This window comes from Streptococcus sp. CF8_St5-17 (assembly GCF_024295665.1).
Taxonomy (GTDB): Bacteria; Bacillota; Bacilli; order Lactobacillales; family Streptococcaceae; genus Streptococcus.
This window is the reverse complement of record NZ_JANCOU010000003.1, coordinates 1-19491: the sequence shown is the minus strand read 5'-3', so window position 1 is coordinate 19491 and position 19491 is coordinate 1. Positions and strand designations below refer to the sequence as shown.

Annotated in this window: 18 protein-coding genes; 5 read left to right on the top strand and 13 right to left on the bottom strand. The window is 40.6% G+C overall.

The features are described from left to right. Positions 1-12: 12 nt before the first annotated feature. Positions 13-2271 (bottom strand): glycogen/starch/alpha-glucan family phosphorylase, encoded by a 2259-nt coding sequence (gene glgP / locus NMM19_RS03520; RefSeq protein ID WP_178894446.1) that lies wholly within the window; start codon positions 2269-2271, stop codon positions 13-15. A gap of 23 nt (positions 2272-2294) precedes the next feature. Next, positions 2295-3812: a 4-alpha-glucanotransferase gene (gene malQ, locus NMM19_RS03515; protein WP_178894445.1), complete on the bottom strand. Its 1518-nt coding sequence runs from the start codon at positions 3810-3812 to the stop codon at positions 2295-2297. 417 nt (positions 3813-4229) lie between these two features. Here malQ and NMM19_RS03510 point away from each other — a divergent pair, with 417 nt between their 5' ends. From NMM19_RS03510 to NMM19_RS03490, 5 genes are all read left to right on the top strand, one after another. Next, complete coding sequence (locus NMM19_RS03510) at positions 4230-5498, top strand: extracellular solute-binding protein (RefSeq protein WP_178894444.1); 1269 nt, start codon at positions 4230-4232, stop codon at positions 5496-5498. 123 nt (positions 5499-5621) lie between these two features. Further along, the gene (locus NMM19_RS03505) at positions 5622-6911 is read left to right on the top strand and encodes a carbohydrate ABC transporter permease (RefSeq protein WP_302851376.1); all 1290 of its coding nucleotides are present in this window, start codon (positions 5622-5624) and stop codon (positions 6909-6911) included. A 1-nt stretch (position 6912) separates the two neighbouring features. Continuing rightward, complete coding sequence (locus tag NMM19_RS03500; protein ID WP_178894442.1) at positions 6913-7755, top strand: sugar ABC transporter permease; 843 nt, start codon at positions 6913-6915, stop codon at positions 7753-7755. 204 nt (positions 7756-7959) lie between these two features. Beyond that, on the top strand, positions 7960-8760 hold the full coding sequence (locus tag NMM19_RS03495; RefSeq protein WP_178894441.1) for a DUF1189 family protein: 801 nt from the start codon (positions 7960-7962) through the stop codon (positions 8758-8760). 9 nt (positions 8761-8769) lie between these two features. Further along, the gene (locus tag NMM19_RS03490) at positions 8770-9756 is read left to right on the top strand and encodes a LacI family DNA-binding transcriptional regulator (protein ID WP_178894440.1); all 987 of its coding nucleotides are present in this window, start codon (positions 8770-8772) and stop codon (positions 9754-9756) included. A gap of 54 nt (positions 9757-9810) precedes the next feature. Here NMM19_RS03490 and NMM19_RS03485 read toward each other — a convergent pair whose 3' ends face one another. The 11 genes from NMM19_RS03485 to NMM19_RS03435 form a co-directional block, all read right to left on the bottom strand. Further along, positions 9811-10752: a YitT family protein gene (locus NMM19_RS03485; RefSeq protein WP_178894439.1), complete on the bottom strand. Its 942-nt coding sequence runs from the start codon at positions 10750-10752 to the stop codon at positions 9811-9813. Continuing rightward, positions 10730-12493 (bottom strand): aspartate--tRNA ligase, encoded by a 1764-nt coding sequence (gene aspS / locus NMM19_RS03480; protein ID WP_178894438.1) that lies wholly within the window; start codon positions 12491-12493, stop codon positions 10730-10732. The genes NMM19_RS03485 and aspS overlap by 23 nt, the downstream gene beginning before the upstream one ends. Positions 12494-12631: 138 nt before the next feature. Next, on the bottom strand, positions 12632-12847 hold the full coding sequence (locus tag NMM19_RS03475) for a hypothetical protein (protein WP_016466386.1): 216 nt from the start codon (positions 12845-12847) through the stop codon (positions 12632-12634). A gap of 18 nt (positions 12848-12865) precedes the next feature. Further along, complete coding sequence (locus tag NMM19_RS03470; protein ID WP_178894437.1) at positions 12866-13507, bottom strand: CPBP family intramembrane glutamic endopeptidase; 642 nt, start codon at positions 13505-13507, stop codon at positions 12866-12868. A 9-nt stretch (positions 13508-13516) separates the two neighbouring features. Then, the gene (locus NMM19_RS03465) at positions 13517-14218 is read right to left on the bottom strand and encodes a DUF3169 family protein (protein ID WP_178894436.1); all 702 of its coding nucleotides are present in this window, start codon (positions 14216-14218) and stop codon (positions 13517-13519) included. Positions 14219-14232: 14 nt separating this feature from the next. Beyond that, the gene (locus NMM19_RS03460) at positions 14233-14583 is read right to left on the bottom strand and encodes a PspC domain-containing protein (protein ID WP_045613903.1); all 351 of its coding nucleotides are present in this window, start codon (positions 14581-14583) and stop codon (positions 14233-14235) included. After that, the gene (locus tag NMM19_RS03455; protein WP_006149605.1) at positions 14580-14783 is read right to left on the bottom strand and encodes a hypothetical protein; all 204 of its coding nucleotides are present in this window, start codon (positions 14781-14783) and stop codon (positions 14580-14582) included. The genes NMM19_RS03460 and NMM19_RS03455 overlap by 4 nt, the downstream gene beginning before the upstream one ends. After that, positions 14783-14986, bottom strand: a complete 204-nt coding sequence (locus NMM19_RS03450; RefSeq protein WP_000916944.1) for a helix-turn-helix transcriptional regulator — start codon at positions 14984-14986, stop codon at positions 14783-14785. The genes NMM19_RS03455 and NMM19_RS03450 overlap by 1 nt, the downstream gene beginning before the upstream one ends. 163 nt (positions 14987-15149) lie before the next feature. Then, positions 15150-18113, bottom strand: coding sequence for a YfhO family protein (locus NMM19_RS03445; RefSeq protein ID WP_178894435.1), 2964 nt, complete (start codon positions 18111-18113; stop codon positions 15150-15152). Between the two features lie 22 nt (positions 18114-18135). Continuing rightward, on the bottom strand, positions 18136-19095 hold the full coding sequence (locus NMM19_RS03440; protein WP_178894434.1) for a glycosyltransferase family 2 protein: 960 nt from the start codon (positions 19093-19095) through the stop codon (positions 18136-18138). Between the two features lie 76 nt (positions 19096-19171). Continuing rightward, positions 19172-19491 (bottom strand): LPXTG cell wall anchor domain-containing protein (locus tag NMM19_RS03435; RefSeq protein ID WP_254730018.1); only part of this gene is annotated, 320 nt, incomplete at its 5' end.

Below are 19491 nucleotides of genomic sequence, written 5' to 3'. Positions count from 1 at the left end.
TTACAAAGAATCTTAGTTCAAGTGCCAGATATCTTCATTATACTGAGCGATTGTACGGTCAGATGAGAAGAATCCTGCTTTAGCAATGTTGACGATGACTTTATCCAACCATGCGTCACGGTCTTCGTAGTCAGCAAGCATTTGCTCTTTAACCTTGATGTAGTCTTCCAAGTCAAGAAGAGTCATGAACCAGTCTTTGTTAATCAATTCGTTGTAAAGACGTTCCAAGCGTTCTTTCTTACCAACTGCAAGAACAGCGTCACTCACGATGAAGTCAACCAATGGTTTGATAGCTTCACGTGCGTAGAATTCACTTGATTTGTAACCTGATTTCGCGTAAAGGTCGATAACAGTTTCTGAATCTTCACCGAAGATGTAGATGTTTTCGTCGCCAACCAACTCAGCGATTTCCACGTTAGCCCCGTCCATAGTACCAAGAGTCAAAGCCCCGTTCAACATGAATTTCATGTTACCAGTACCTGAAGCTTCTTTAGAAGCCAATGATATTTGTTCTGAGATGTCACATGCTGGGATCAAGAAGCTTGCTGCAGTAACGTTGTAGTTTTCAACCATAACCACTTGCAAGTGTGGAGCTACTGCTGGGTCGTTTGCAATCACTTCTGACAAGCAAAGGATCAAGTGGATGATGTCTTGAGCGATAGTGTAGGCAGGAGCTGCTTTACCACCAAAGAATACTGTGATTGGACGAGCAGGGATGTTACCAGCCTTGATGTCCAAGTATTTGTGGATCACATACAAAGCGTTCATTTGTTGACGTTTGTATTCGTGAAGACGTTTGATTTGGATATCAAAGATAGAGTTTGTATTGATTTCCACACCTTGGTGCTCTCTCAAGTGACGAGCCAATTTACGTTTGTTGTGAGCTTTGATGCTTTCCAATTTTTCTTTGACAGCAGCCTTGTCTTCGTATGAAAGAAGGTCTTCCAATTTAGAAGCTTCATGGTGCCATTCGCGTCCAAGAATCTCATCCAAGTAGTGAGACAAGCTTGGGTTAGCATGCATGAGCCAACGACGGAATGTGATACCGTTTGTTTTGTTGTTGAATTTTTCTGGGTAGATGTCGTAGAAAGCTTTCAACTCTGAGTTCTTCAAGATTTCAGTGTGAAGAGCTGCAACCCCGTTTACGCTGTATCCGTAGTGAATATCCATGTGCGCCATGTGTACACGATCATTCTCATCGATGATTTGAACAGCTGGGTCTTTGTATTCTGCTTTAACACGGCGGTCCAATTCTTTGATGATTGGTACCAAGTGAGGAACCACTTCTTCCAAGAATTCAAGAGGCCATTTTTCAAGGGCTTCAGCAAGGATTGTGTGGTTTGTGTAAGCAGTCATGCTACGAACGATAGAGATTGCTTCATCAAGTTCGATACCACGTTCAGTCAAAAGACGAATCAATTCAGGGATTACCATTGATGGGTGAGTATCGTTGATTTGTACAACTGCGTAGTCAGCAAGGTCGTGCAAGTTGCTTCCTTTTTCGATTGCTTCATCAATGATCAATTGTGCACCGTTTGAAACCATGAAGTATTGTTGGAAGATACGGAGCAATTCACCTTGTTTATCGCTATCGTCTGGGTAAAGGAAAAGAGTCAAGTTGCGAGCGATGTCTGTCTTGTCAAAGTTGATACCATCTTTGATGATTGAAGAATCAACTGAATCCAAGTCAAACAAACGCAAACGGTTTTTAGTAGCTGTTTTGTAACCAGGTACATCGATATCGTAAAGAGTAGATGTCAATGTAAAGTGTGCAAATGGCACTTGGTAGCTACGGCTTGAGCGAACCAACCAGTTTTGGTCAGTCAACCAAGCGTTAGGAATTGTTTCTTGTTGGTTGTTTTTAAGAACTTGTTGGAAAAGACCGAAGTGGTAGTTCAAACCAACACCGTCACCGTTCAAACCAAGTGTAGCGATTGAGTCGATAAAGCAGGCTGCCAAACGTCCCAAACCACCATTACCAAGTGATGGTTCCAATTCTACTTCTTCGATTTCGATCAACTCTTTACCTGCATCAGCAAGTTCTTTTTTAACTTCGTCATAAAGACCAAGGTTAATCAAGTTGTTTGACAAGAGTTTACCAATCAAGAACTCAGCTGAGATATAGTAAACTTTTTTCTTACCAGTGTTGACTGGTTTTTGGCTACTAGCAAGTTTGCTGTAGTTAAGAAGAGCAAGGTAAAGCTCTTCGTTACTACATTCTGCGATAGATTTATTGTAACGATTTTGTACAAATTCTTTTAATGGTAACATTTTTTGTGTCTCCTGATAATGTCTTATTTCTTTAATTCTACCAAATTTTCATTAATTCGGCGATAAATTGTAGTCAAGTCAAGCAAAGTTTCTTCGACAGCAGGAGTCAATTGATCCTCTGTCATACGCCATGACCAGTTTCCACCAAGAGTAGATGGGAAGTTCATACGAGCTGAACCATCCAACTCTAGCAAATCTTGCATAGTAGCGATAGTCATAAAGCTTACTGATGAAAAGGCTGTACGAAGCATAGCATGTACTACTGTTTCGTATTCCTTGCGGTTTGTATAGCGTGCCATGTACTCACGTGTTGGATCGTCAATCTCATCACGGTACCAACCAAGAACAGTGTTGTTATCGTGTGTTCCTGTATACATAACTGAGTTTGCTGGTGCCAAGTGTGGGCTGTCGATACTTTCATGTTCTGGGTTGAAGGCAAATTGAAGGACTTTCATTCCTGGGAATCCAGTACGCTCACGAAGCTCGATAACTTCATCAGTCATGAATCCAAGGTCTTCTGCGATGATGTTCAAGTCACCAAGTTCTTCTTTAACCGCTGCAAAGAGTTTGTAGTCAGGTCCTTTCACCCATTTACCAGGTGCCGCTGTTTTAGAACCAGCAGGGATTTCCCAGTAAGACTCAAATCCACGGAAGTGGTCGATACGAACGATATCGTAGATTTTAAAGCTTTCACGCAAGCGTTCAATCCACCATTTGTAGCCATCTTTGTCCATTGCTTCCCAGTCATAGATTGGGTTCCCCCAAAGTTGACCGTCTGCAGAAAACTCATCTGGTGGGCATCCTGCAATGTGAGTCGCTTTTCCGTTTTCATCTGTTTTAAAGAGATGCGGATTAGCCCACATATCGCTTGAGTCCTCAGCCACATAGATAGGCATGTCTCCAACGATTTCAATGTGGTTATCGTTGGCGTATGCTTTCAATTTCAACCATTGTTGGAAGAAAAGGTATTGGGTTACGCGATGGTAAACAAGCTTGTCAGCTAATTTCTCACGGTAACTTTCAAGAGTTGAAGCTTTGCGAGCACGAGCATCTGCATCTGGCCATTCTGTCCAAGCAAGGTTGTCAAAATACTCTTTGATTGCCATATACTCTGCAAATAGTTCAAGCCATGATTGATTTTCTTGCGCAAATTTTTCGAAGTCTTTGACATCTCCGACTTCAAGGAAACGTTTGACAGCTTTCTCTAGAAGTGGACGACGTGCGTAGTAGATTTTAGCGTAGTCAACTTCTGTTGGATTGCTGCCAAAATCAACACCTTCAAGATCTCTTGTTTCCAACAATCCTTGCTCTACCAAAATATCAAGATCGATAAAATGAGTGTTTCCAGCAAAAGCTGAGAATGATTGGTATGGAGAATCTCCATAGCTAGTTGTTCCCAAAGGAAGGATTTGCCAGTAGCGTTGCTTAGTGCGAACCAAGAAGTCAACGAAATCATAGGCGCTTTGACCAAATGATCCGATTCCGTATGCTCCTGGAAGTGATGAGATGTGCATCAACACACCGCTTTGACGTTTTTTCATATTAGCACCTCAAGTGTTTATATTGTTAATTACTTCAATTTTTGCGCAAACGTTTGCGCTAACTAAAGTATAACCCATTTCAAAAAGAAATGCAAGCGTTTTTAGAAAACTTTTTTTGATTTATTTATATAATTAAAAATGAAATTTACTATATCCTCTTCTCTTAACTTGATATTTTTTTCAAAAAAATTGCGCAATCGTTTCCATTCATCCATTTCCGAACATTTTTTCCTTAATTATTTATCTTTTCTTCCTATTATAGGGACAGTTTCCAGTTTTTCTTAACTTTAAGCTTTTTAAAAATTTTTATAAAAAACGCTTGCAACCGTTTTCTGTTTGTGCTATACTAGGGTCATAAGGGAAAACGTTTGCGTTTCCTCGAAATTAAAATTTGTTATTCTTTAGGAGGAATACACTATGTCAACTAAATTCATGAAGAGCGCAGCTGTACTTGGTACTGCTACTCTTGCTAGCTTGCTTTTGGTAGCTTGCGGAAGCAAAACTGCTGATAAAGCAGCTGATTCTTCTGCATCAGGAAGCCAAGAAATCACTTTCTACGTTGAAGATCAATACAAAGCCTTTGCTGAATCAGCTGCAAAAGCTTACGAAAAAGAAGCTGGTGTAAAAGTTAACATCAAAACAGGAGACCAAATGGGTGGGCTTGATAACCTTTCACTAGATAACCAATCTGGTAAAGCCCCTGATGTTATGATGGCTCCATACGACCGTGTAGGTAGCCTTGGTACTGACGGACAACTTTCAGAAGTAACTTTGAGCGACGGTGCTAAAACAGACGATACTACTAAATCTCTTGTAACTGTTGGTGGAAAAGTTTACGGTGCTCCAGCCGTTATCGAATCACTTGTTATGTACTACAACAAAGATTTGATTAAAGAAGCTCCAAAAACATTTGCTGACTTAGAAAACCTTGCTAAAGATAGCAAATACGCTTTCGCTGGTGAAGACGGAAAAACAACTGCTTTCCTAGCTGACTGGACTAACTTCTACTACGCATACGGACTTCTTGCAGGTAACGGTGCTTACGTATTTGGTGACAACGGTAAAAATCCTAAAGATATCGGTCTTGCTAACGATGGTGCTATCGCAGGTATCGAATACGCTAAGACTTGGTACGACAAATGGCCTAAAGGTATGCAAGATACTGAAGGTGCTGGAAACTTGATCCAAACTCAATTCCAAGAAGGTAAAACAGCTGCTATCATCGATGGTCCTTGGAAAGCTCAAGCATTCAAAGATGCTAAAGTAAACTACGGTGTTGCAACTATCCCAACTCTTCCAAACGGCAAAAACTACGCAGCCTTTGGTGGTGGTAAAGCTTGGATCATCCCATCAAGCACTAAGAACCTTGAAGGGGCTCAAAAATTTGTAGACTTCCTTGTTTCAACTGACCAACAAAAAGCATTCTACGATGCAACTAACGAAATCCCAGCTAATACTGAAGCTCGCGCTTACGCTGAAGGTAAAAACGATGAGTTGACTACAGCTGTTATCAAACAGTTCCAAAACGCTCAACCAATGCCAAACATCTCTCAAATGTCAACAGTTTGGGACCCAGCTAAAACAATGCTCTTTGACGCTGTAAGCGGTAAGAAAGATGCTAAAACAGCTGCTAATGATGCTGTAACATTGATCAAAGAAACAATCCAACAAAAATTTGGTAACTAATTGATTGATTCAAGGGAGATAATTTAAACATCTCCCTTGATTTTTAGATACACTGACAATGTTTTCAACAAACTTGCTGATTAGCATCGAGCCCAGAGCTCGTATCTTATGAAAGGAGCACTCATGGAACAACAACCAAAAAAAGCAGCCTTGCTTTCATTGATTCCTGGGTTGGGACAAATCTACAACAAACAAAAAGCTAAAGGTTTTATCTTCCTTGCTGTAACAGTGGCTTTTGTCCTCTATTTTATAGTACTTGCAGCACCAGAATTGAGCAACTTGATCACGCTCGGTGAAAAACCTGGCCGTGACAACTCTCTTTTCATGTTGATTCGTGGTGCATTCCACTCTATTTTTGTAATTGTTTACCTAGCCTTTTATATTCTCAATATTAAAGACGCTCACACTATTGCAAAACGTATTAATAATGGCATTCCTGTCCCATTGACATTGAAGGATATGATTAAAGGAATCTATGAAAATGGGTTCCCATACTTACTCATCATCCCATCTTATGTTGCCATGACATTTGCTATCATCTTCCCAGTTATTGTAACCTTGATGATTGCCTTTACCAACTATGATTTCCAACATTTACCACCAAATAAATTGTTGGATTGGGTTGGATTGACTAATTTCACAAACATCTGGAGCTTGAGTACCTTCCGTTCAGCCTTCGGTTCTGTTCTTTCTTGGACTATTATTTGGGCTTTATCTGCATCTACTTTGCAAATCGTACTCGGTATCTTTACAGCTATTATTGCTAACCAACCATTCATCAAAGGAAAACGTATCTTTGGTGTTATCTTCCTTCTCCCTTGGGCTGTTCCAGCCTTCATCACTATCTTGACATTCTCAAACATGTTCAACGATAGTGTCGGAGCTATCAATACTCAAGTTATCCCTCTCTTTGCTAAGGTTCTTCCTTTCCTAGATGGAGCACTTATCCCTTGGAAGACAAACCCAACTTGGACTAAGGTTGCCTTGATTATGATGCAAGGTTGGCTTGGATTCCCTTATATCTATGTCTTGACTCTCGGTATCCTACAGTCTATTCCAAACGACTTGTACGAAGCAGCTTATATCGATGGTGCAAACGCTTGGCAAAAATTCCGCAACATTACTTTCCCAATGATTTTGGCTGTTGCGGCACCTACTTTGATCAGCCAATACACCTTCAACTTTAACAACTTCTCTATCATGTACCTCTTCAATGGTGGTGGTCCTGGTAGTGTCGGTGGTGGAGCTGGTTCAACAGATATCTTGATCTCATGGATCTACCGTTTGACAACTGGTACAGCTCCTCAATACTCTATGGCAGCTGCCGTTACCTTGATTATTTCAATCATTGTCATCTCTATTTCTATGATTGCATTCAAGAAACTACACGCATTTGATATGGAGGACGTCTAAGATGAATAACTCAATCAAACTCAAACGTAGACTGACTCAAACCCTCACTTACCTCTACTTGATTGGACTTTCAATCGTCATTATCTATCCACTTTTAATCACGATTATGTCAGCCTTCAAGGCTGGTAACGTTGTGGCCTTTAAACTCGACGGCAATGTCAACTTTAGTCTTGATAACTTCAAAGGGCTCTTTACAGAAACCTTGTACGGCACATGGTACCTTAATACCTTGATCATCGCTTTGGTCACTATGGTCGTTCAGACAAGTATTATCGTACTTGCTGGTTATGCCTACAGCCGTTACAACTTCTTGGCTCGTAAGCAAAGTTTGGTCTTCTTCTTGATTATCCAAATGGTGCCAACAATGGCCGCTTTGACTGCCTTCTTCGTTATGGCCCTCATGTTGAATGCCCTTAACCATAGCTGGTTCCTCATCTTCCTCTACGTCGGTGGTGGTATCCCTATGAATGCTTGGTTGATGAAAGGTTACTTTGACACCGTGCCAATGTCTCTTGATGAGTCTGCAAAACTAGATGGTGCAGGACACTTCCGCCGCTTCTGGCAAATCGTTCTCCCTCTTGTTCGCCCAATGGTGGCTGTACAAGCACTCTGGGCTTTCATGGGACCTTTTGGAGACTATATCCTCTCTAGTTTCTTGCTTCGTGAAAAAGAATACTTTACAGTTGCCGTTGGTCTACAAACCTTCGTCAATAATGCGAAGAACTTGAAGATTGCCTACTTCTCAGCAGGTGCCATCCTCATCGCTCTTCCAATCTGTACACTTTTCTTCTTCTTGCAAAAGAACTTCGTTTCAGGACTTACAAGCGGTGGCGACAAGGGGTAATATACCCTCGCCACCCTTTTTCATTTTTGAACTTGTACATCGATTGTCTGGTGAGAAACATGAGCTTGCTGAGATTTCCTTGTTAGTTAGTGGATGAATCATAACAAACATTCACTTTTATCAAGGATTCTACTATCCCCGCTTGAAATAAAAAACATTTCTCTATATAATACTCGTATAGAAAATGCCTATAGAAAGAGATTTATGTTACCATATCCGTTTTCTTATTTTAATAGTATTTGGGGATTTCGTAAGCCCCTCTCTCATCGTTTTGGTCTAAACTGGTTTCAACTGATTTTTACCAGTATTTTCTTGATTAGCTTATCCATGGTGCCTATTGCTATCCAGAACAGTTCTCAGGAAACCTATCCTTTAGAGACGTTCATCGATGATGTCTATGCTCCATTGACGGACGGAGTCGTTCAGGATCTAGCTAAGAACGCCAAGATTGTAGATGGTAAACTAAGCTATACGGGTTTAACTCCTCATCAAGCTTCTGTTCAAATTGGAGATACTTCTAGTTCAAACTTCCCTAAGGAATTGCTCCTTCATTTTGAACCTGAGCAACTCGTCATCAGTAAGCAAGGAAAAGAACTAACCAGCATTCGCTATCATGCTATCACAACTGATAGTTTCCAAAGCAAGGAAAGCTTGACTCAGGCTATTTCAAAAGACTGGTATCAACAGAACCGCGTCTATATCAGCCTCTTCCTGGTCTTAGGTGCTAGTTTCCTCTTTGGACTTAATTTTTTCATTGTAGCTTTAGGCGCTAGCCTTCTGCTCTACTTTACGAAAAAATCTCGTCTCTTCTCATTTAAGACCTATAAAGAGTGCTATCATTTTATTTTGAACTGTTTAGGATTGCCAACTTTAATTACCTTGATTCTAGGTCTTTTGGGACAGAATATGGCAACTTTGATTACTGTTCAAAACATTTTATTTGTTCTATACCTGGTCACTATCTTTTATAAGACTCATTATCGTGATCCAGACTACCAAAAGTAGGAGATTATTATGCCTGTTACGATTAAAGACGTGGCCAAGGCTGCAGGAGTTTCACCTTCAACCGTAACCCGTGTTATTCAAAACAAATCAACCATTAGTGACGAAACCAAAAAACGAGTTCGAAAAGCAATGAAAGAACTCAATTATCATCCTAATCTAAATGCTCGAAGTCTCGTTAGCAGTTATACGCAAGTCATTGGTTTGGTTCTTCCAGATGACTCAGACGTTTTCTACCAAAACCCTTTCTTCCCTTCTGTTCTTAGAGGGATTGCACAGGTTGCCTCGGAAAATCACTATGCCATTCAGATTGCGACTGGTAAGGATGAGAAAGAGCGTTTAAACGCCATTTCACAAATGGTCTACGGAAAGCGTGTGGATGGGCTTATCTTCTTGTATGCTCAAGAAAATGATCCCTTGGTGCAACTAGTTGTCGATGAGCAATTCCCCTTCCTCATTCTTGGAAAATCACTTTCTCCTTTTATTCCGCTTGTTGATAATGATAACATCCAAGCCGGATTTGATGCGACCGAATATTTCATCAAAAAAGGATGCAGTCGCATTGCTTTCATTGGTGGTACCAAGAAGCTCTTCGTTACCCAGGATCGTCTGACAGGTTACGAGCAAGCACTTCAAGAACACGATCTACCTCTTGATAGTCAACGTACCTTCTTTGCAGACGAGTTTCTAGAAGAAAAGGGCTATAACTTTAGTAAACAACTCTTTAAACACGACCCTCAGACCGATGCTATTATTACAACAGATAGCCTCTTAGCTGAAGGTGTCTGTAACTACCTCAACGAACACCAGCTTGATGTTCCTGTTCTAAGCTTTGATTCGGTGAATCCAAGATTGAATCTAGCTGCCTATGTTGATATCAATAGCCTTGCTCTTGGCCGAACTTCATTTGAAACCATTCTGCAAATCATTAATGATGTCAAAGAGAATCGTCAAATCTGCTATCGTCAGGTGATTGCACACGAAATCGTTGAAAAATAAAAAACCAACTCTCTATTTTGAGTTGGTTTTTTTGTATTCTATTTACCTGAACAACTAGTTTTCAACTTCGACAAATCGTCCAAGAATATGAACATTCTCTGAGACCGATACAAAGGCTGTCGGATCAACTTGTTTCATAATCTGTTTAAAATCATTGAACTCTGCACGAGTGATAACCGTAATTAAAACTGCCTTACGCTCATGGTTATAAGTTCCTTCAGCATCATGGATCATCGTTGCCCCACGGTGCAATTTGTTGTGGATTTTCTCAATCACTGCATCTGGATTGCTAGTGACGATCATGGCCTGCATGCGTTTCTGTTTGGTGAAAACTGCATCTGTTACACGGCTTGAGACAAAGATCGTAATCATGGAATAAAGGGCATATTTCCAACCAAAGGTCAAGCCTGCAATCAGCATGATTGTCCCGTTCACTAGGAAGGAGATGCTTCCGACGTTTCGTCCTGTCTTCTTACGAATGGTAAGACTGACAATATCCGTTCCACCACTGGAAATGTTATGGCGTAAAGCAAAACCGATACCAAGTCCCATGACTACCCCACCAAAGAGAGCATTGATGATGGGATCCTCTGTCAAGACCACCACTGGCACAAATTGGATAAAGAGCGAGCTCATGGATACCGTGATAAAGGTAAATATCGTGAACTTATGCCCAATCTGGCGCCAAGCTAAAATCATGAGTGGTATATTGATACAATAGAAAGCTACAGAAATTGGAATATGGAAATTAAACCAGTAGTTACTAAGGCTTGAGATAATCTGAGCTAAACCTGTTGCTCCACTTGAATAAACGTGTCCTGGTTGGAAGAAGAAATTGACGGCTACTGCTGATAGAAAACCATATACCAGAGAAGCTGAAATTTTTTCATCGTATTTTTCTCGGGAGATACTTTGCAAAACACGTAAAATCTTCACCCGATAAGCAAAACGGCGCAGATAATGGTACCACTTTTTAGTTAGTTTCGTTTGTTTCATCTTGTTCTACTTGTAGATTGAGTTCCTCTAATTGTTTAAGAGCCACTGTTGATGGTGCTTGGGTCATTGGGTCAGTTGCTTTGTTGTTCTTAGGAAAGGCAATGACTTCACGGATATTTTCTTCGCCTGCTAAGAGCATTACAAAGCGGTCAAGTCCGATAGCCAAGCCACCGTGTGGTGGGAATCCATAATCCATGGCTTCCAAAAGGAATCCAAACTGGTCATTGGCTTCTTCAGCTGAGAATCCAAGGGCCTTGAACATGCGTTCTTGGAGTTCTTTTTGGTTAATACGAAGGCTACCACCACCAAGTTCATAACCGTTCAAGACGATGTCGTAGGCAATGGCACGAACCTTAGCCAAATCACCTTCTAGTTCATGAGCAGTATCTGCTTGAGGAAGAGTAAATGGATGGTGCGCACTCATGTAACGACCTTCTTCTTCAGACCATTCAAACATTGGCCAGTCAACAACCCAGAGGAAGTTGAACTTGTCAGTATCAATCAAGCCAAGCTCTTTGGCAATACGTCCACGAAGGGCACCGAGTGTTGCATTGGCCACTTCAAGTGTATCAGCTACAAAGAGAACTAAGTCCTTATCTTCAAGACCAAGCGCACTTGTTAAATCGCCTTGAATACCAGTCAAGAATTTCGCAACTGGACCGTTTAAGTCACCGTCAACAACCTTGACCCAAGCAAGACCTTTGGCACCGTACTGTTTGGCTACTTCAGTCATCTTGTCAATGTCTTTACGTGAGTAGTTGTCTGCTGCTCCTTTGACGACAATGGCTTTAACCGCAGGAGCTTCTGAGAAGACTTTGAAATCAACACCTTTGACAAGATCTGTCAAGTCTTGAAGCAACATCTCAAAACGAGTATCAGGCTTGTCAGAACCATAAAGAGCCATAGCATCATCATACTTCATTCGAGGGAATGGCAGTGTTACTTCTATGCCTTTTGTTTCCTTCATCACGCGCGCAATCAAGCCTTCTGTGATATCTTGAATTTCTTGCTCAGTCAAGAATGACGTTTCCAAGTCGACCTGAGTAAATTCTGGTTGGCGGTCACCACGCAAGTCTTCGTCACGGAAACATTTAACAATTTGGTAGTAACGATCAAACCCAGCATTCATCAACAACTGTTTTGTAATCTGCGGACTTTGAGGAAGGGCATAGAAATGGCCCTTATTAACACGAGATGGTACCAAATAGTCACGCGCCCCTTCTGGCGTTGATTTAGAAAGGAATGGTGTTTCTACGTCGATAAATTCCAACTCATCCAAGTAGTTACGGATAGAATGAGTTACCTTGGCACGAAGTTTAAGGTTTTCCAACATTTCTGGACGACGAAGGTCAAGGTAACGGTAACGTAGACGCGTATCATCGTTTGCTTCAATGCCATCCTTGATTTCGAATGGTGTTGTTTTGGCTGTGTTAAGCACAGTAAGAGCTGTTACATTCAGCTCAACTGCTCCAGTCGCCAACTTATCATTGGCTTGCTCACGTGCAGCAACTTGACCAGTCACCTCGATGACAAATTCACTACGAAGGCTTTCAGCTGTTGCCATCACCTCTGCAGATACTTTTTCTGGGTTGATAACCAACTGCATGATTCCTTCACGGTCGCGAAGGTCGATAAATATCAAACCACCAAGGTCACGACGACGGGCAACCCATCCTTTCAAGGTAATTTCTTGTCCGATGTGCTCCTCACGAACACGACCAGCATACATACTACGTTTCATGTTTTCTCTCCTCTTTTATTCTGTTACTATTTTACCATAAAAGCGCAGGCTCTTCATGAAAATCATCAGAAAAGTTGAGAAGAATCCTGCTATAAATGAAAAAATCCAGCAAAGTTATTCGCTGGATTTAGGTTTTCTTTATTTTTTACGCTTTTCCGCAATCTCTGCCGCCTTTTTAGGGAGAACAATCTCCGTTGCATAAGCCGTCGCAAATCGCATAATACCTGCGATTGGTGCGAAGATTACTGCTAAATAGTTATAAAAGAAATCCCCTTTTAAAGCATAGGCAAGCACTCCAATGATAAAGAAAAGAACAACTGCCTGAATCACTGCTAATAATATCACTCGTTTCATGACTTCCTCCTGAGTCTATTATAGCATGATTATCATTAAAAATCCGATTAAATTATTTAAAGCATGTAAAGCAATGCTGTAAGCCAGTCCACCCTTGCTGATATAAGCCAACCCCAAGCTCAAACCGAGGGAACCATACACTAGGAATTGTTGTGGAGTTCCAGGGAAATGAACGAGGGCAAAGATGATGCTTGTTACTAGTAGAAAGAGAGCTGTCTGCTTGATGTTATCCTGTTGAGGGAAGACATAACGAGCTAGCATACCTCTAAAGGTTAACTCTTCTGTCAGGGGCGCAAAGACAACTATCATGAAGAAAGCGAAGAGAGGTTGATTATGAGTCAATTGTTCTGCCGTCTGTTGATTGACTGATGGATCATTTGGCAAAAAGAATTGGGCAACAATGACAAGGGCCCATACCAAGGCAGGCAACCAGATGTATTTGTTGAGGGCTGTTTTTTCAATCGTAACGGTTCCTGTCTTATACCACTTGTAGGTAACAAAGGTGAAAATTCCTGCCAATAAGACATATACCGGGACAAAAACGTAGTCAGGTGCTCCCAACTTCATCGCCGCCACACCTACACCCTGAATAAAACTATAAATCATAATAAATGATAAGAAAGTAAGACTATACCAGCCGATATTTTTAAGTGTTTTCATAATATTCTCCTATTTGAAATAACGTTTTGTTTTGCGCAACTGTGCAACATTCGTGTACAAATGGATGACAACTGCTACGAGTAGAGCAACCAACTGTACTTGTCCTAATACTACAGATAGTACTACTAAGACAACATAGATGCCAGGAATGAGGATTTGATTGACCTTGAACAAGATCAAGTAAGCTTCTTCCATCTCAGCCTGTTTTTCTCCCTCATCATAAGTGTCCAGGTATTCCAAAACTTCCTTGGGTGTGGCCATAACAGAAAGTTTATAGTTACGAATCTTGCTAGTGATTTTTAGGCAGTAAACACCCGACCAAATACTTACAACTATCAAAAGTAAGGATGTTGCTGATATGCCGAATCTTCCTAAGTCTAAAAGCATACAGAATAGCATACTAATTTGGGAAACATTCCAAGCTACTGTAGCATAATCTAAGAAGCGATACGTAGCAAGGTAGTCTTGCTCATTTCCTTCATCCTCTTCTTCTCGTTGATAATTCTGATAAGCCTGATGACTTTTTCTAGTGAAATAAAATGTTAGGATTGCCGTAATCAGCCCTAGACCAAAAAAGATTGAGAACAAGACAGGGATTACTTGCTCTTGACTAATACCTAAAGGTTTAACTCCAAGAGCTCCGGCAAGTATTCCTAATAAAGCTCCTATAATAAAAAGTTTCAGTGCAAAAATTATGTGATTCTTTTCCATATTTTAACCTCTTTCTAAAACAAGCCAGACAACCATTGACCAAAGGATTTCCCCGATTCAAAAATAGCTGTCAAACCTTCTGCTCCAAGCGACACCAAAAGCAAACAAACAACAAGTAAGAGAATAGCTTGGTTTCTTGCTTTCTTCGCTCCATCTCCCAAGGGCTCATTCCCAAGCCAACCTGCTAGATAAGCATAGAGAGTCACGGTTATAATCCCAATCTCCGTCGAAGAGAGAAACAAGAAGACTGTCACCAAACGAACAATGTTGGCTTGAATGTTAAAATAGTTTCCTAAACCTGCACAAACACCGGCAAGTTCTTTGTTCTCAGTATCGACTTGAAAACCTGCTAAAAACTCTTTCATAACTTTTCTCCTTTTACGAGTTCTTTAAACTTTATTTTTTTCTCTACCCATCTAAAGACTAATAGTAGCACTATATTATTCCAGAAGAGGTACTTGCCTTCTACGATGGTAAACCAACCAAATAGGCTTCCAATCATAGCCAAAAGATTTACGATAAACACAACTATAGATAGATAATAAATCACTTTATACTTGTTCATCACTCATCCTCCTCTAAGCGAAAGACTGACTCGACTGGCTCATGGAATATCTGAGCAATCTTCAGGGCAATGACGATGGATGGCGTGTACTCATCCCGTTCTAGCAAACTGATGGTTTGCCTGGACACGCCAGCTAGTTTGGCCAGCTCGGTTTGATTCAGGCCATCGCGAGCCCGAAGCTCTTTTAGACGATTTTTTAGCATGTCTTTTTTCTCCTTTGTTCTTTATCTTGATTTCATTGTAACACATCTTTTTATTTTTGACAAGTATATTTGTCAAAAAGTTTAATATTTTTGTCATTTTGCAAAAGAAAACGGTCAGGATACCATTCCTGACCGTATTTTTTTATAGTTGATAAAAGATTGCTTAGTCAGCTGATGGAGCGTATTGACTTTCTTTCAGCTGGTTTTTATCATCCTTTTTGTAATCTCTTCTGACAATATAAAGCGTTGTTAGACTGATGAGAGTCAATACAGCACCTGTAACCCTTCCTTTTTGTGAGAAGACAAATTCTACTTTGTGTTGTCCAGAAGTAATCGGGAAGGAAATAAAGCTGTTCCATGCTTTTGTCACAGGTACATCCTTACCATCTACTTTCACCTTCCAACCCTCGCTATAAGGGATAGAAGTCATCATATATTTACTGTCGTCAGTAATATTCACTGAACCGACGATATGAGTATTCGAGAATTTCTCAACTTGTAGACCTTGTGCCTTCCTTTTTTCTAAAGCACTTTGAATTTGACTGATTTCTGCGCGGTAAACTCCTGCGTTTGAAAGGTCAACCTTGTCTGTTTTAAAGCGGAACTCCAGTACAGACTCTTGATTCTCTGCATTGTCAGCGATTTGCCATAGTTGACGTTGCGTATTTCTCTTGGAATGAGTGAACCACTTGCCGTTCAGAAGGACAGAGTAATCTTTCTCTGTATTTAGACCTGCAGGTACGAAGAAGTAATAAGTTAAATCTGTTCGAGGAGTAATTCGGTAGCGAACAATTGCATCCTTAGAAGAATCTACACGCTTGTAAACTGCGGTTCCTTTTTCTTTGTCGACATTTTCCTCAGTAAGATTTTCTGTTTCGACATCTCCATAGGCTAGGGGCTTGAAATAATCGAGGTAATTTTCTTCGTCTTTTTTCGCACCTTCCATAGAGTTGAGAATGATATTTTGGTTTTGAATAGCGTTGTTTTTACCGAAGCTGATATTTCTTACTAAATCATTTGTTCCATAGGCTAATGGGAACGAATTGGGATTTTCATACACAATATAGCGCTCATCTTCATAGACCTTACGCGTGAAATAACGGTGCATATCAAAACGGCTAGCAAAACGAGTGAAATACATTCTCTCAGGATGAGCTTCTTTCTCTGTAGGATCCAGATCCTTGACATCCATATAGTAGCGAACACCGTATAGGGCATCTGTTAAGAGGGTCCCATTTTCATACTCTGTCGCCGCATTAATCCCTTGATCACCCATGTAGGCGAATTGATCCATGGTCGTACGCTCTAAGCTAGAACTAAAGGTACTTAAACCTGGGTAGGAAACAAGCGATGGCACTGTTTTTGAATAGGCAAAGGTGGAGGCGATTCGATAGAATGGTTGGTCTGCTTGTTTCTGAACATCATCTGTCACTTGTTTTACAGATACCGTTGCATCTACAAACTTATCTACATCCGCATACCCAAAGGTTGCTTGAGATAGATAAGCGTTGTAACCCAACTCAAAGATTGTTAGGGTAGATAAGGCAAGAATGGCTAATCTTGTCATTCTTGAGCGCAGTAAGAAGATAACCGCCAAGTAAACCAACAAGGTTAATACAACCTGAGATAAGAGATAACCTGTTTGGAGAAGAATGCCTAAAAGAAGGACGACAGCCCCAGCTATCAATAGCACCATTTTTTTCACTTTAGGATCTTTACGAGAACGACTCCAATAGAGATAAGAGCAAGCTGCAGTGATAGCTAATAGTAAAATCCAAAATCCAATAACATTCTTTGTTAGAAATTGAGTCAATGCTTCTGGCTGTGTTTTTGGAAGATAGGTGAATTTCTTTGTATAGAGATAAATTGCTGATAAAACTAGTAACACAGCTGAAAGCAGCTTCCCTCTGCGAGAAATTTCTACTTGTCCCTTAACTACCTGATAGGCTAAAACGAGCATAAAGAACGAGAATAACCATGAGAAACGGAAGAAGAATCCAGCTGGATTTTGTCCCATATGCCAGATTTTACTTACAAACTCATTGACAAAGGAAAGGAAGAAGACGAAGGTGACTGCTCCTGCAGCCCAACGTTTTTCCTTAGCTATATCCTTCGATGTAAAGTAGAGGATAAAACCTAGAAATCCTAAAGCACCTATGTAGATATTTGGAAGATTAGGTCCAGCTGACCAGCCTGAGGCAGTATCAAAACCACCGATAGCCAGTTTAGACAGGATATCCACAGGATTGATCTGAAAGGCGAAGGAGAACTTCATGGCATCTCCAACTTGCCCCTTACTCTCAAGGAGATTATAGAAAACTGGCACAATCAACACCGATGCCGTAGCAACCCCAATGACAGAGAAGGCAAATGTTTTTACCAAAGGACTCAAGAAGTGTTTCATCTTTTGCTTCAGAGTTCCCTGGATAGAGAGGCGTGGTGAAACATAATAACAAGAGTATAGGACGATAAAAATCGAAATCATATACCCCATATAGAACTGCAGAAAGACTGTTAGTCCTAAAATAAAGGCATAACGATAGGGTCTTCCTCCATCCAAGATCTCTTCCAGATAAACGATAACGAGCGGTAGCATAATCATGGCATCATAGAAAATGACGTTCATCTGATAAGAAACGAGCATGCCTGAAAGAGCATAGGCTGTTGCAAATAAAGGCACCAACCACACACGTGATTCTGCACCTTTATAGCGCTTAATCAGGAAATGAGAGAAAGAAAGTCCGATTGCGCCGTATCTGAGCCAAATGGTCAGAAAGACTGCCAAACCATAATGTTTGAAGGGAACAATAATATAAAAAATATTAAAGGGACTCATCAAGTAATAGCCTAAAACCCCTATCATATCTCCACCGAGAGATTTGGTAAAGGAATAAGTCAGACTACTCAAATCGCCTGTAAGTACAGCATTTTTAAGCAAGCCAAAAAAGCTGATATACTGCTGACCAAAGTCAACTGCCATCAGACTTTTATTCCCAAAGGGATAGCTACCCATGAAGAACCAAACAACCAGCATGATGGTCATCGGTAGTAAGGAACTTATCGTATAAAGCAAGGCTTTAGGGTGTTTCCCTTTTAACTCTTGCCAACGCGTTAACCACTTATCCATGTTTGTTTTCTCCTATATCTTCTTAACCAATCTTATCTTTTTCAGCATGGTCAATATTGCTTTTCGCGACGATAAAGTGAGGACGTTGCTTCACCTCGTAATAAATCTTTCCGATATACTCTCCAAGCACACCGATGAAGATCAGCTGAACACTGCTAAACAAGATGATAGCTGCTATTGTAGTGAAATAGCCACTCGTATAGTCGGAAGAGAAGATAAACTTACAAAATTCATAAACAATGTAGAGAAGAGACAGAGCCATGCTGACAAATCCAAATTGGATACAAATCCTAAGAGGACGATCATTAAATGAGATAATCCCCTGGAAAGCATAGTTCATAGACTTCTTAAAGCCGAATTTACTTTTCCCTGCTATACGCACTTCGTTTTTATAAGGGATAACCTTCTCTTTAAAACCGATCCACTCATAAAGCCCTTTGTTAAATCGGTTGTACTCAGGCAGCGAAACAAACACATCCACAGCTCTCTTGCTGAGGAGTCGTAATTCAGATTTCCCGTCTGTTAACTTGACATCCATGGAATGGTTCGAGAATTTATAAAAACTACGAGCAAAGAAGCTTCCTACAAATGACTCCCCTTCTCGAGTTCTCTGACCGCTGACGATGTCATATCCTTCTTTATAAGCTTCTACAAAGAGAGGGATAAGGTAGGGCGGATGTTGCAAATCACCATCCATCACCATAACTGCATCACCAGTCGCATACTTAAAACCAGCAAGAATTCCACTCTCGCGTCCAAAGTTTCTACTAAAGCTGATATACTTGACCCGTGGGTTTTCATTGGCAATAGCATCGATTAATTCTAGTGTGCTATCGCTACTGCCGTCATCCACATAGAGAATTTCGTAGTCAGATAGTTCTTCCGATAAAATCATACTCTCTAACTTCTCAGAGATGGCTTTATGTGTTTGAGCGAGAACTAATTCTTCATTTAAAAGAGTGATAAGAATTGATAGTTTCATCTAAATACTCCATAATATCTACTTTTTTAAAAAAGGGAGAGAGCCATGCTCTCCCCTATCTAAAGAAACTCAACTATTACTTATTAGAATATTTACGTTTCAATACAACTGTGCCTGATAAGATGACGATTCCGGCAAATACCAAGCCAGTTCCTACAGATTCGCCAGTTTGAGGAAGTTTTGGTTTCTCCTCCGTAGTAGTTGTCCCAGGAACGTCTGGTTTTGAGGTTGTCGTAGTCGTTGTCGTTGGTTCTTCTGTCGTTGTGGTTGTGGAAGTTGTCGTTGGTTCTTCTGTCGTTGTCGTTGTAGAAGTTGTCGCTGGTTCTTCTGTCGTTGTCGTTGTAGAAGTTGTCGTTGGTTCTTCTGTCGTTGTAGTTGTAGAAGTTGTCGCTGGAC